The following is a 12,922-nucleotide window of genomic DNA, read 5'->3' as shown; positions in this document are numbered from 1 at the left end:
AATGACCTGTTCCGCCGCATGAGCAAACGCTATCTGGTGGGCGAACAGCCCTGAAATGGTGCCTGGCTGCTGCAAAACGGGGCAGCCAGAAAAGCAAAAGGTTGGCCGCATTGCTGCGGCCAACCTCCGGCCTGTTGAGATGACGGCTGAGCCGTTCTGGTTCTCCCTCTATCAAACCCTGGCGCCCCGCCGCCTTGGCGTGGCGCATCAATCCGAAAATGAAGCCCCGAATTGGCGCATCGCACCAATTCGGGAAGCTTTTGCACCAAAACCGTGCAAAATTATTTCCCTCTCCACGCCGGCTTCCGCAGAAACCGGCCCAAAAACCGGGAAACAACACCTGTCGCTCCAAAGAGCACGGTATATAAAGCAAACCGTGTGCCAGATCTGTTGTTATCGATGAAAAGGCATGAAAGACCGAGCTGGCGCGGCGGCGGCGCTGGCCGGCGGTGTGCTGCGGAGTGGCGGGCAAAGAAAATGCCAGTCAGCGCGGGCTGACTGGCAGTCTGGTTCGGCACGGGGCGGCTTACAGGCTCTTGAAACGGACGCGGTAGCGGTGCTCGCCTTGTTGCAGGTCCATCAGCCAGTCGCCGCTGCCGCTGATGCAGACCGGCAGCGTCACCTTGGCCTGCCACTGCTGACCTGCGGCGACAAAGCGGTAGCGGTTGAAGCCCATGTCCATTTTTTCCATCGAAAACTCGGCGCTGGGCGCGCTGTTGCCGGCTTGTTCCAGCGTAATCAGAAACGCTTCGCTATGCCGCGGCACACGGTCAAAGCGCAGTGTGCTGCCGTCCGGCAGCGCGCAGCCTTGCTGCAGATTGCTGCAGCTGACGTTAACGAGCTGTACCGGTTTGTCTTTCTGCTGCAGGTACCAGTAGATCAACCCGGCTTTCAGCAGCGCAAAGCAGATCAGTGCGATGGCGACGAACAGCCATTGCTGGCGGCTAAGCTTCTTCATTGCCACGCTCCCCGCATCTGTGCCACGCCGTGGGCGCCGGCTTGTTTGGCCTCGTCAAGGTTGGCCGCACGTAGCCCGCCCAGCGCAAACACCGGCAGCGGTGCCGCCGGCGACAGGCAGTTGGCTAGCCCGTCCCAGCCCAGCGCTGCTTGACCTGGGTGGCTGGCGGTGGCTTGCACGTGGCCCAGCAGCGCGTAATCCAGCCCCAGCGCCGCGGCGCGTTCCAGCTCGGCACGGCTGTGGCACGACGCGCCGACCCAGGCAAAGTGCGGGCGCGCTTCGCAGGCGGCCAGGCGCTGGCTGTTGAGCTGTACGCCGTCTACCGGCCAGCCTTTCAGCCACGCCGGGTCGGCGTTGACGATCAGCTTGCCGCCACGCGGGTGAATGATCTCGCTGATCTCGCCCACCAGCGAGGCCAGTTGCTCGCGGCTCTTTTGCGGCTCGCGCACGATCACCCACGATGCGTCCTGGCGCTGCGCCAGCTTGTCGAGCAGCACGTCGCGGCCGGTTTCGCTGACGCAGGTGATGTCCAGTACGTCCGGCAGTTGCAGCGAGCGCAGGATGGGGTCGTTGGCCGGCAGCATCGGTTTGACCGACAAGTGGCCGGGCTGCTGCCAGGCAAAGGCCTGGCCTTCGTGCGGCTGCGGCTCGCCCTGCCACGCCCAGATGCGATAGAACAGCAGCTCGACCGACGCGTGTTCGTAGTGGTGCACACGGCGCAGCCACGGTGTGGCGTGGGTAACGGTGATGCCCATTTCTTCGTGGAATTCGCGAACCAGCGCGGCCAGCGGGGCTTCGCCGGCCTCCACTTTGCCGCCGGGGAATTCCCAGTAGCCGGGGTAGGGCTTGCCGGCAGGACGGCTGCCCAGCATGAACTGGCCGTCAGCGCGCATCAGCGCGCCGGCGACCACGGGAATGGTGTGCTTGTGTTCAGGCATGGTGGACTCGGTAGGCCGCAGCGCGGCCGGTATCAGGATTAGCGGCCGACTTCGGCCACGCGCTCGGCGGGCTCGCGGCCGGCCCAGTCGCAGGCAAATTGCCAGGCCACGCGGCCGGAGCGGCTGCCGCGCAGCTGGCTCCATTGCAGCGCGGCGCGTTCGGCTTCGGCGTCGCAGGGCAGGGTAAAGTGGGCCAGCCAGCCGCGCACGGCGGCCAGGTAGGCGTTCTGGTCGAACGGGTAGAACGACAGCCACAGGCCAAAGCGGTCGGAGAGCGATACCTTCTCTTCAGTGGTCTCGCCGGGGTGGATTTCGCCGTCCTTGACCCAGCCTTCGCGGTTTTCGCTAATGCGTTCCGGCATCAGGTGGCGGCGGTTGGAGGTGGCGTACACCAGCAGGTTGGCCGCACGCTGCGCCAGGCCGCCGTCCAGCGCCGACTTCAGCGCCTTGTAGCTGTCTTCGCCTTCTTCAAACGACAGGTCGTCGCAGAACAGGATGAAATGCTCCGGCCGTGCGGCCACCAGCGCCACGATCTGGCCCAGGTCGGGCAGGTGGCTTTTGTCCACTTCGATCACGCGCAGGCCGCGTGCGGCGTACTCGGCCAGCAGCGCCTTGATCAGCGACGACTTGCCGGTGCCGCGTGCACCGGTAAGCAGCACGTTATTGGCCGGGCGGCCGGCCAGGAACTGCTCTGTGTTGCGCACGATCAGCGCCTTCTGGCGTTCGATGTCGTTCAGGTCGGCCAGGCGCACGGTATGCGGCGCGTGGATGGCTTCCAGCCAGCCGCTGAGGCCGGCGCGGCACCAGCGAAAGGCCGGTGCGGTCCAGTCCGGCTCGGGAATGGCCGGCGGCAACAGCGGCTCGAGGCGCGCCATCAGGGTTTCGGCGCGGGCGAGAAAGGCTTCCAGTTTGTCCATTGCAGCTCCGATCAGGCGGCGAGCGGTTTTTCCAGTATTTCCAGGTCCAGCGTGCCATCCAGCGGTTGGCCGACGCCCGCGTCCAGCGGGTAGGGTTGGCGCTCACCGGTGGGCAGGTAGCCACGGCGCAGGTAGTAGGCGCGCAGCTCGGGGCGGCCGGCCAGCACGCTCATGCGGGCACGCGGCAGGCGGTAGTGTGCTGCCAGCGTGGCTTCGGCGTGCGCCAGCATGGCTTTGCCGATGCCGCCGGCCTGGCAGACCGGGTCGACCGCCAGCATGCCGATGTAGCCGTAAGCGTCGGCCGGCTCGATGTGCACGCAGGCCACCAGCTGCCCCGCCTGCCAGCCCAGCAGCACTTGCCCGGGCGTGGCCAGCACGGCGGCCAGTTGGGCTTCGTCGGTGCGTGCGCCGCGAATCAGCGCCGACTCGTGCGTCCAGCCGGCCTGGTTTGCACCGGGGCGGTAGGCCAGGTTGACCAGCCGGCATAGCGCGGGCAGGTCGGCTGTGGTGGCGGTGGTGATCGCCAGCATGGCTTAGTCGCGCAGCGTGATGGCGGGCCAGCCGTGTGCCTGGGCGTGGGCCAGCAGCGTGTCGTCGGCGTCCACCGCAACCGGGTGGCTGACGATGGACAGCAAGGGCAGGTCGTTGCGCGAGTCGCTGTAGAAGTACGTTTTGGCGTAGCTTTGCAGCGTTTCGCCGCGTGCGGCCAACCACTCGTTCAGGCGGGTGATCTTGCCGGCCTGGAAGCTGGGCACGCCGGTGGGCTTGCCGGTGTAGTTGCCGTCGGCGTCTTGTTCCAGCTCTACCGCAATCAGGTGTTCAACGCCCAGCTCGCGGGCGATGGGGCCGGTAATGAAGCGGTTGGTGGCGGTGATGATCATCACCACGTCGCCGGCTGCCTGGTGCGCGGCTACCAGCTCGCGTGCCTTTTGCGGAATGATGGGCAGGATGTGTTCCTGCATGTATTGCGCGTGCAGGGTGTCCAGTTCGCTGCGGCTGAAGCGCGCCAGCGGTGCCAGCTGGAAGTCGAGGAATTCGTAGATGTCCAGCGTGCCGGCTTTGTACTGTTCGTAGAAGTAGTCGTTCTGGCGGGCGTGGTGGTCCGGGTCCAGGATGCCGCGTTTGATCAGGAACTTGGGCCACTCGGTGTCGGAATCACCGGCAATCAGGGTGTTGTCGAGGTCAAACAGGGCAAGATTCATGTCAGGTTCCGGGGTTGGCGGTTTGCAATACGTTTTTCACCAGCGGCACGGTGATGGGCCGGCGCATGGCCAGCGAGTAGCGGTCCAGCGTATCCAGCATGGTAATCAGGCTGGACAGGTCGCGCCGCCAGTGGGTGAGCAGGTAGCGGAAGACGTCGTCGCCGATGGCCAGCTGGCGGCTGGCGGCGTGGTGGCGGAGGGCGGCCAGCTTGTCGTCATCCGACAGCGCCTTCACCTCGAACACCAGGCCCCAGCCCAGGCGGGTGCGCAGGTCGTCGCGCACCGGGGCTTGCATCGGCGGCTGGCGGCCAGCCATCAGCAGGCGGCCTTCGCCGCTTTCCTTCAGCGAGTTGTAGATGGAGAACAGCATGATCTGGTCGTCCGGCGCCAGGTCGTCGACGTGGTCGACGGCGATGAAGCTGGCTTCGCGCGCGAAGTCGGGCAGCTGTTCGTGCTGGGCGTCCAGGTAGATGGAGGCGCGGCCCATGCGCTCGGCGTGGGCGATCCACGCTTGCAGCAGGTGGGTCTTGCCGCAGCCGGGCTCGCCCCACAGGTACACGAAGCGCTCCCCGGCCTCGGCAGTGAGGGCGGAGATGATTTCGCGGTTGCGCTGTGCCAGAAAATTATCGAAAGCGGGCAGCGGTGTGGGCGTGAGGTCTAGAACAAGCTGATCCAACATCGGATGCGGTCAAAATAGGTCAGGGGTCGATTTTACGCTGATAAAAGCCACTATTGAAATAATGCCGCACCAGATGGCGCATCAGGATGACGCTGATGGCGGCCAGTGGCAGCGCCAGCAGCACGCCGACAAAGCCCATCAGCTCGCCAAACGCCATCAGTGCAAAGATCACCGTTACCGGCGACAGCCCGATGCGCTCGCCCACCAGATAGGGCGTAATCAGGAAGCTTTCCAGCAGTTGGCCCACCATGAACACGCCCCATACCAGCAGGATGCCGACATAGCTGTCGAACTGCAGCAGCGCGGCCAACGTGGCCAGCAGCAGGCCTAGGAAGGCGCCCAGGTACGGAATAAATACCAGCAGGCCGGCAATGATGCCGATGGCGAGGCCGGAATCCAGCCCCACCAGCAGCAGACCGCCGCCGTAAATGGCGGCCATGATCAGCATCACCGACAGTTGGCCGCGCAGGAACTGGCCCAGCATGCTGTCCACCTCGCGGGCCAGACGGCCCACTTCGCCGGCCCAGCGGCGCGGAATCAGCGTGGCGCTGCGCGCCACCATATCGTCCCAGCCGTGCAGGAAGTAATACAGCAGGATGGGCAGCAAGCTGAGGTTGGCCAGCATCGATAGCAGCAGGGCGCCGCCGTGGGTTAGCTGTGGCGCTACCCGCGCCAGTGTCTGGCGCACGTTGCCGGCGTTCTGGCTCAGCACCTGGCGCCAGCTGTCGCTGTCGATGCTGAGGCTGGTACCCAGCCAGGCGTTGATCCTTGGCAATGCGCTGTGCTGCACGAAGTCCACCAGCACCGGCAGTTTGGCAATCAGCGCCTGCCCTTGTGCCACCAGCATCGGTACCACGATCAGGATCAGCCCCAGCACCGCAAAGAAGCCGCCCGCCATCACCAGCAGTAGGGACACGGTGCGTGACAGGCCGCGTTCTTGCAGGCGGTCCACCAGCGGGTCAAGGATGTAAGCCAGCACCGCCGCCGTGACAAACGGCGCCAGTACGCCCGCCAGCCGGCCGGCCAGCCAAACCACGGCAGCCAGGGCGATAGCGAGAATCAACCACGGAAGATAAACAGAGCGGGAGCGTTCCATCGGCTTTTCAGTTAAAATACAGCCGCTTTGGGCCAGAAGCCCAGACAGCAGCAAAACGATCACGTTAGCAGAAAGCGAGTCTACCTTGAACACCACGTCCCTCAGTTACCGTGATGCCGGCGTCGACATCGACGCGGGCGACGCGCTCGTCGAAAACATCAAGCCGTTTGCCAAGCGCACCATGCGCCCGGAAGTCCTCGGTGGCCTCGGCGGTTTCGGCGCACTGGTGGAAATCTCCAAGAAATACCAGGAACCTGTCCTGGTATCCGGTACTGACGGCGTCGGTACCAAGTTGAAGCTCGCCTTCGACTGGAACAAGCATGATACCGTCGGCATCGACCTGGTGGCCATGAGTGTCAACGACATTCTGGTACAGGGTGCCGAACCGCTGTTCTTCCTGGACTACTTCGCCTGCGGCAAGCTGGATGTGCCGCAAGCCACCGACGTCATCAAAGGCATTGCCGAAGGTTGCGAGCAAGCCGGTTGTGCACTGATCGGCGGTGAAACGGCCGAAATGCCGGGCATGTACCCGGTAGGCGAATACGACCTGGCCGGCTTTGCCGTCGGTGTGGTTGAAAAGCGCAAGGTCATCACCGGCCGCGACATCAAGCCGGGCGACGTTGTGCTGGGCCTGAAGTCCAACGGCGTGCACTCCAACGGTTACAGCCTGGTACGCAAGATCATCGAGCGCGCCCAGCCTGATCTGGACGCCCCGTTTGACGGCGAAAAGACCCTGCGCGACGCCATCATCGCCCCCACCCGCATCTACGTGAAGCCGCTGCTGGCGCTGATGGAGAAGCTGAACGTGAAGGGCATGGCGCACATCACCGGCGGTGGCATTACCGAAAACACCCCGCGCGTACTGCCGGAAAACACCGTGGCCCAGATCGACGCCGGCAGCTGGCAGCTGCCCAAGCTGTTCCAGTGGCTGCAGGCTGAAGGCAATGTGGACGCGCAGGAAATGTACCGCACCTTCAACTGTGGTATCGGCATGGTGGTGATCGTTGACGCGGCGGATGCCGACGCTGCGGCCGCCTTCCTGACCGAACAGGGTGAAACCGTGTCCCGTATTGGCGTCATCCGCGCCCGCAACGGCGACGAGCACCAGACCCAGGTTGCTTAAGCAGTCTGCCTGATGCCAAGCGCCGCCGGCAGTGCTGGCGGCGTTTGCGTTTGCGGCCAACCTTTCTTTCTGCCTCTGCCTAACCGTTTTACTGCTGCCATGAAAAACATCGTCATCCTGATTTCCGGCCGTGGCTCCAATATGCAGGCCATCGTCGACGCCGGTATCCCCGGCGCCCGCATTGCGGCGGTGATCGCCAACCGTCCGGACGCAGCGGGCCTGGCCTGGGCCGCCGAGCGTGGCATCGCCACCGTCGGGCTGGACCACAAACAGTTTGCCAGCCGCGACGCCTTTGACGCGCAGTTGGCCGCCGAGATCGACGCCTTCGCCCCCGACCTGGTGGTGCTGGCCGGCTTCATGCGCATTCTGACCCCGGCCTTCACCGCACGCTACGAAGGCCGCATGCTGAACATCCACCCGTCGCTGCTGCCGTCTTTCCCCGGCCTGCACACCCACCAGCGCGCCATCGATATGGGCTGCAAGGTGGCCGGTTGTACCGTGCACTTCGTCACGGCCGAACTCGACCACGGCCCGATTGTGGCGCAAGGCGTGGTACCGGTGCTGGACGACGATACCGAAGCGGCGCTGGCTGCCCGCGTGCTGCAGCTGGAGCACCAGCTGTACCCGCAAGCCGTGCGCCAGTTTGTCGCCGGCGAACTGCAAGTCAACGGCAGCCGCGTCAGCGGCGTGGCCGCTAGCGAAGCCGGCGCCAGCCTGATGGTGCCGGCGCCGCGTTGAAGCGTTGGCGCAAACCGGCAACCCGCCTGCTGCTGGTTGCCTTCGTCCTGTCCCTGCTGGCGCACCTGTTGGCGCTGGGCAGCGCGCTGGTGTCGTTTGACAGCATCGACATGCCCGACGACCCGGCCTTGCGCCAGCTCAGCGCCACGCTGCAGGACATGCAAATGGACACCCCCAAGCCACCGGCGCACAGTGCGCCACGCCTCGCCGGTACGCTGGGCGTAGCGACAGGCGAGGCGTCGCAGCCGGCGGCAGACAAACCCAAGCGCACGCCGCGCAAACCCCGAAAAACCACGGCCAGCGCGCCGCTCGCCGTGGCGAAGAAGGTGGAAGCCAGCCAGCCCGCTGTGGCGGCCAAGCTGCCGCCGGAAAAAGTGCAAGCCAGCACGGCCGTGGCCGAAACTCCGGCTGCCAAGCCGGCGGCTAGCGCACCGGTGGCCGAGGTAGCAGACGCCAAGCCGGATGCCGTGGAAAACCCGGACCTGGTCAAGCCCGACGAGCGCATTACCCGCTTTCCGGCCCAAGCCCGCATGCAATATGGTGCGTATATGTCCGGCGTGCTGCTGGGCAATGGCGAGATGCGCTGGCAGCGCGACGGCAGCGGTTACAGCCTGATTACCGACGTCAAACCGGTGATTGGCCCAAAGCTTCATTACGAAACCGTGGGTAGCATCACCGCACAGGGGCTGCGCCCGGAAAGTTTCAAGGCCACCCGTGACGGCCAGCCGCGCGAGTACGCACAATTCGACTGGGCCGGCGGCACACTGGCCTATGGTGATAAGGAAGCCAAGAGCGAGCCGCTGCAAGCAGGTGCGCAAGATTTGCATAGCTTGCCGGTGCAACTGGCGCTGCGCGGCAAGAAGATGGGCGATGCGCCGGTGCTGATCACCAATGGCAAGAAGGTATACCGCATGGCCTTGCGGCCGGAGGGCGAAACCGATTTCGATACCGGCAAGGGCGTCATCCGCGCCGTGGTAGTGCGGGTACGCCAGGAAGACGAACTCACCGAATTCTGGCTGGCGCCGGACTTCGGCAACATTCCGGTGCGCATCCTGCGTGCCGACAAGGACAGGCGCATCGAGCTGCGCGCCACCCTGATTGAATTTGACGGCGACACTGTCTGGAAACAGCCGCCGCGACAACCGAGACAAAACAATGAAAGTAAACGTTAGCCAGTTCAACCACCTGGAACAGGTGCTGTTCGCCATGTTGCGCTTTGACCGCCCGGCCGACGCCGTGCTCACCGCGCACTTCCGCCAGCACAGCAAGCTGGGCGGCACCGACCGTCACCTGATCGCCGAAACCGCGTTTGCCTGCCTGCGCCACCTGGAAAGCTTGCGCCCGCTGTGCGGCAAGCAAGTGAACTCGCGCCGCCTGGCGCTGGTTACCCTGGTCCGCATCGGCGGCGCCAACCTGCGCGAGCTGGACGGCATCCTGAAAGAAAACGAGCGCGAGTGGCTGGCTGGCGTCAAAGGCGCCGAGCTGCCGGCCGAGCTGTCGGCCCGCGCCGGCCTGCCGGCTTGGGTGATCGGCCTGCTGGCCGAACAGGAAGAGGGCGATATCGTGGCGCTGGGGAAGGGCCTGGCCTCCGCCGCGCCGCTGGACCTGCGCGTCAACACGCTGAAAATGCGCCGCGACGACGCACTGGTGCAGCTGCAGGATTCCGGCATCGCCTGCGAGCCCACCCAGTACTCGCCGATCGGCATCCGCCTGAAAGGCAAGCCGGCGCTCACCCGTCACCCGCTATTTGTCGGCGGTGCCATCGAAGTGCAGGACGAAGGCAGCCAGCTGCTGGGCCTGCTCACCGGTGCTCGTCGTGGCGAGATGGTGGTGGATTTCTGCGCTGGTGCCGGCGGCAAAACGCTGCTGCTGGGCGCGCAAATGGCGTCCACCGGCCGCCTGTACGCGTTTGATATTTCCGAAAAGCGCCTGGCCAACCTGAAGCCGCGCCTGGCGCGCTCCGGCCTGTCCAACGTCAACAGCACGCTGATCGCGCACGAGAACGACACCAAGGTGAAGCGCCTGGCCGGCAAGGCCGACCGCGTGCTGGTGGATGCGCCGTGTTCCGGCCTGGGCACCCTGCGCCGCAACCCGGACCTCAAATACCGCCAGAGCCCGGAAAGTGTGGCCGAACTGAACGCCAAGCAAACCGCCATCCTGGCGTCCGCTTCGCGCCTGGTGCGTGCCGGTGGCCGTCTGGTGTACGCCACCTGCAGCCTGCTGCCGTCGGAAAACCAGGACATCGTGGCCGCTTTCCTGGAAAGCCATCCCGACTTCGAACTGCTGCCGGCCAATGCGCTGCTGGCGGAGATGAAGATCGGTCTAGATACCGGCGACTACCTCAGCCTGCGCCCGCACCTGCACAATAGCGACGGTTTTTTTGCCGCCGTATTGCAGCGCAAGGCTTGAGTCACGGCGCTGCCGGCTCTAGAATAGCTGATTGAATTTGTCGGGTACTCGCCCGGCCCTTATTGCAAAAAGGAAGATCATGTCGATTCAGGACACCATCCGCCAGACCGTGACCGAAAACCCGGTCGTGCTGTACATGAAAGGCTCCGCCACCTTCCCGCAGTGCGGCTTCTCCTCCCGCGCCGTGCAGATCATCAAGGCCTGTGGCGTCGAGAAGTTCGTTACCGTCGACGTGCTGGCCGACCCGGAAGTGCGTCAGGGCATCAAGGACTTCGCCAACTGGCCGACCATTCCGCAGCTGTACGTGAAGGGCGAGTTCGTTGGTGGTTCGGACATCATGTACGAAATGTACCAAGCCGGCGAACTGCAAGAACTGCTGAAAGAGTTTGCCGCTTAAGCTGCGGCCAACCTTGCAGCCTGCCGTACCCAACCCGCCTTCACGGCGGGTTTTGTTTTGCCTGCATGGCCAGCCGTGCCGTGCGCGACACTGCCCGAAAAGGGGAAACCCTGCACTGCGAGCGTGGATACAAACGGCTGTTTACGGGTACAATATTGCCCCATACCAATTTGAGCGAACCGGCGGCCTGCGGCTGCCGGTTTTCCGTATCGAGAAAGCGGTTTGCGCGGGCCTGCCCCGGCGCGGCCGCTTTTTGCCAAGGTTTGGACCGTCATGAACATCACCGTTGTCAATCACCCGCTGGTGCAGCACAAACTCGGCCTGCTGCGCGAAGGCGACATCAGCACCATGAAATTCCGTCTGCTCACCCAGGAGCTGGCGCGTCTGCTGGCTTACGAAGCCACCCGCGACTTCGAGCTGGAAACCGTCACCATCGATGGCTGGTGCGGCCCCATCGACGTGCAGCAGATCAAGGGCAAAAAAGTGACCGTGGTGCCCATCCTGCGTGCCGGTATCGGCATGCTGGACGGCGTGCTCGACCTGGTGCCGTCGGCCAAGATCAGCGTGGTGGGCCTGGCCCGCAACGAAGAAACACTGGAACCGGTGTCCTACTTCGAGAAGTTTGTCGGCAACCTGGACGAGCGCATCGCCATGATCATCGACCCGATGCTGGCCACCGGCGGTTCGCTGATCGCCACCATCGATCTTCTGAAGCGCAATGGCTGCAAGCAGATCAAGGCGGTGGTGATGGTGGCGGCGCCGGAAGGCGTCAAGGCCGTGAACGAAGCGCACCCGGATGTGCAGATCGTGGCCGCGTCGCTGGACAGCCACCTCAACGAGCACGGTTACATCATCCCCGGCCTCGGTGACGCCGGCGACAAGATCTTCGGTACCAAACACGCCTGATACCTGGCACACAGCCGCTTGCAAGAGCGGCTTTTTTGCAGGCACGGCCAGCATCCAAGCCATGCAGGCACAGTAGCGCTGCCGGCAGGTGGCGCTGCGTACAAGGGATTCAACAACAAAAAAGGGAAAACCCATGTTTCAACAATTGAAAGTGGCCGTCTCGGGCGCCCAGATCCTGTTCGTCGCCTTCGGCGCGCTGGTACTGGTGCCGCTGTTGACCGGCCTGAACCCCGCGATGGCGTTGCTGGGCGCCGGTTTCGGCACACTGCTGTTCCAGCTGTGTACCGGCCGTCAGGTGCCCATCTTTTTGGGCTCTTCGTTTGCCTTTATCGGACCCATCATTTACTCGATGCAGACCTGGGGGCAGGGTGCCACCATGTTTGGCCTGTTCTTTGCCGGCTTCATGTACTTCGTGTTTGCCGCCATCGTCAAATGGCGCGGCATGGCACTGGTGAACAAGCTGTTGCCGCCGGTGGTAATCGGCCCGGTAATCATGATCATCGGCCTGTCCGTGGCTGGCGCCGCTTCCAATATGGCCATGGGGCGTGTCAATGGCGAGCAGGTCATGCCCTACGACAGTTCGCTACTGCTGGCGGCAATTTCGCTGGCCACCACCATTGCGGTATCCGTCTTTGCTCGCGGTATCTTCAAACTGGTGCCTATTCTGGCTGGCGTCACCGTCGGTTACATCGCGGCAGCTTTTATGGGCATGGTGGATTTTGACAAGGTGGCCAACGCGCCGTGGTTTGCTGCCCCGGTATTCCACGCGCCAGAAGTGAACTGGGCGGCTGCGCTGTTCATGCTGCCGGTGGCGATTGCCCCGGCCATCGAACACATCGGTGGCGTGATGGCTATCGGCGGGGTTACCGGCAAGGACTACACCAAAACACCTGGCCTGCACCGCACGCTGGCGGGTGATGGCGTGGGCGTGTGTGTGGCCGGCCTGATCGGCGGCCCGCCGGTCACCACCTACGCCGAAGTGACCGGCGCGGTGATGATTACCCGCAACTTCAACCCGGTGGTGATGACCTGGGCGGCGGTATTCGCCATCGCCATGGCGTTCTTCGGCAAGTTCAACGCGCTGCTGCAGTCCATACCGATGCCGGTGATGGGCGGCATCATGGTGCTGCTGTTCGGTACCATTGCCTCCATCGGCCTGAAAACGCTGATCGAAGCCAAGGTCGACCTGATGGAACCGCGCAACCTGGTGATCATCTCGGTGGTGCTCACTGCCGGTATCGGTGGCCTGGAGCTGAAATTCGGCTCCTTCGGCCTGGTGGGCGTGGGGCTGTGCTCGGTGCTGGCCCTGGTGCTGAACCTGATCTTGCCTGGCAAGTCGGCCAGCCACGACGGCATTGTGGAAGGTCAGGACGTGTAAGCGTCACGGCCAGGGTTGGCCGCAACCGCCAACCCGCCAGATAAAACCCCCGGCGCAGACCGTAATGCCAGTCAGTTAACGCTGACTGGCATTTTTCGTTGGATATTTGTGTGCCCTGTTCTTCACCACTCGCGGGCAATGTCGGTCTGGTCTGCGGGGTGGTAGGACAAACAGACTCGAC

14 protein-coding genes are annotated in these 12,922 nt (G+C 64.1%); 7 read left to right on the top strand and 7 right to left on the bottom strand.

Features of this window, described 5'->3' with window-relative positions:
- Positions 1-526 precede the first annotated feature (526 nt).
- The 7 genes from ACK4FZ_RS17405 to ACK4FZ_RS17375 are packed head-to-tail and all read right to left on the bottom strand — an operon-like array spanning position 527 to position 5,790.
- Positions 527-958, bottom strand: coding sequence for a hypothetical protein (locus ACK4FZ_RS17405; protein ID WP_409823226.1), 432 nt, complete (start codon positions 956-958; stop codon positions 527-529).
- Complete coding sequence (locus tag ACK4FZ_RS17400; protein ID WP_409823224.1) at positions 955-1,896, bottom strand: Nudix family hydrolase; 942 nt, start codon at positions 1,894-1,896, stop codon at positions 955-957. Before ACK4FZ_RS17400 ends, ACK4FZ_RS17405 begins: the two co-directional genes overlap by 4 nt.
- 38 nt (positions 1,897-1,934) lie before the next feature.
- The gene (locus ACK4FZ_RS17395) at positions 1,935-2,813 is read right to left on the bottom strand and encodes an ATP-binding protein (protein WP_144371115.1); all 879 of its coding nucleotides are present in this window, start codon (positions 2,811-2,813) and stop codon (positions 1,935-1,937) included.
- An 11-nt stretch (positions 2,814-2,824) separates the two neighbouring features.
- Positions 2,825-3,343, bottom strand: coding sequence for a GNAT family N-acetyltransferase (locus ACK4FZ_RS17390; RefSeq protein WP_409823222.1), 519 nt, complete (start codon positions 3,341-3,343; stop codon positions 2,825-2,827).
- A gap of 3 nt (positions 3,344-3,346) precedes the next feature.
- Positions 3,347-4,015: an HAD family hydrolase gene (locus tag ACK4FZ_RS17385; RefSeq protein WP_409823219.1), complete on the bottom strand. Its 669-nt coding sequence runs from the start codon at positions 4,013-4,015 to the stop codon at positions 3,347-3,349.
- Between the two features lies 1 nt (position 4,016).
- Positions 4,017-4,694, bottom strand: a complete 678-nt coding sequence (hda, locus tag ACK4FZ_RS17380; protein WP_144371112.1) for a DnaA regulatory inactivator Hda — start codon at positions 4,692-4,694, stop codon at positions 4,017-4,019.
- A 19-nt stretch (positions 4,695-4,713) separates the two neighbouring features.
- Entirely contained in the window at positions 4,714-5,790 is a 1,077-nt protein-coding gene (locus tag ACK4FZ_RS17375) for an AI-2E family transporter (protein WP_409823216.1), read from the bottom strand.
- A gap of 85 nt (positions 5,791-5,875) precedes the next feature.
- On the opposite strand from ACK4FZ_RS17375, the gene purM reads away from it, so the two are divergent.
- From purM to ACK4FZ_RS17340, 7 genes are all read left to right on the top strand, one after another.
- The gene (purM, locus tag ACK4FZ_RS17370) at positions 5,876-6,913 is read left to right on the top strand and encodes a phosphoribosylformylglycinamidine cyclo-ligase (RefSeq protein ID WP_409823213.1); all 1,038 of its coding nucleotides are present in this window, start codon (positions 5,876-5,878) and stop codon (positions 6,911-6,913) included.
- A gap of 99 nt (positions 6,914-7,012) precedes the next feature.
- On the top strand, positions 7,013-7,651 hold the full coding sequence (gene purN, locus ACK4FZ_RS17365; RefSeq protein WP_409823210.1) for a phosphoribosylglycinamide formyltransferase: 639 nt from the start codon (positions 7,013-7,015) through the stop codon (positions 7,649-7,651).
- A complete protein-coding gene (locus ACK4FZ_RS17360) occupies positions 7,648-8,823 on the top strand; it encodes a DUF3108 domain-containing protein (protein WP_409823208.1) in 1,176 nt (391 codons plus the stop codon). Before purN ends, ACK4FZ_RS17360 begins: the two co-directional genes overlap by 4 nt.
- On the top strand, positions 8,807-10,060 hold the full coding sequence (locus ACK4FZ_RS17355) for an RsmB/NOP family class I SAM-dependent RNA methyltransferase (RefSeq protein ID WP_409823205.1): 1,254 nt from the start codon (positions 8,807-8,809) through the stop codon (positions 10,058-10,060). The genes ACK4FZ_RS17360 and ACK4FZ_RS17355 overlap by 17 nt, the downstream gene beginning before the upstream one ends.
- Positions 10,061-10,136: 76 nt before the next feature.
- On the top strand, positions 10,137-10,457 hold the full coding sequence (grxD, locus tag ACK4FZ_RS17350; protein WP_206210926.1) for a Grx4 family monothiol glutaredoxin: 321 nt from the start codon (positions 10,137-10,139) through the stop codon (positions 10,455-10,457).
- 273 nt (positions 10,458-10,730) lie between these two features.
- Positions 10,731-11,363: a uracil phosphoribosyltransferase gene (upp, locus tag ACK4FZ_RS17345; RefSeq protein ID WP_144371105.1), complete on the top strand. Its 633-nt coding sequence runs from the start codon at positions 10,731-10,733 to the stop codon at positions 11,361-11,363.
- Between the two features lie 133 nt (positions 11,364-11,496).
- The gene (locus ACK4FZ_RS17340) at positions 11,497-12,741 is read left to right on the top strand and encodes a uracil-xanthine permease family protein (protein WP_409823202.1); all 1,245 of its coding nucleotides are present in this window, start codon (positions 11,497-11,499) and stop codon (positions 12,739-12,741) included.
- Positions 12,742-12,922 lie beyond the last annotated feature (181 nt).

Source organism: Vogesella sp. (genome assembly GCF_046297735.1).
In the GTDB taxonomy this organism is placed as follows: domain Bacteria; phylum Pseudomonadota; class Gammaproteobacteria; order Burkholderiales; family Chromobacteriaceae; genus Vogesella; species Vogesella urethralis.
The sequence above is the reverse complement of the archived record's forward strand: the minus strand, read 5'-3'. Positions and strand labels throughout refer to the sequence as shown.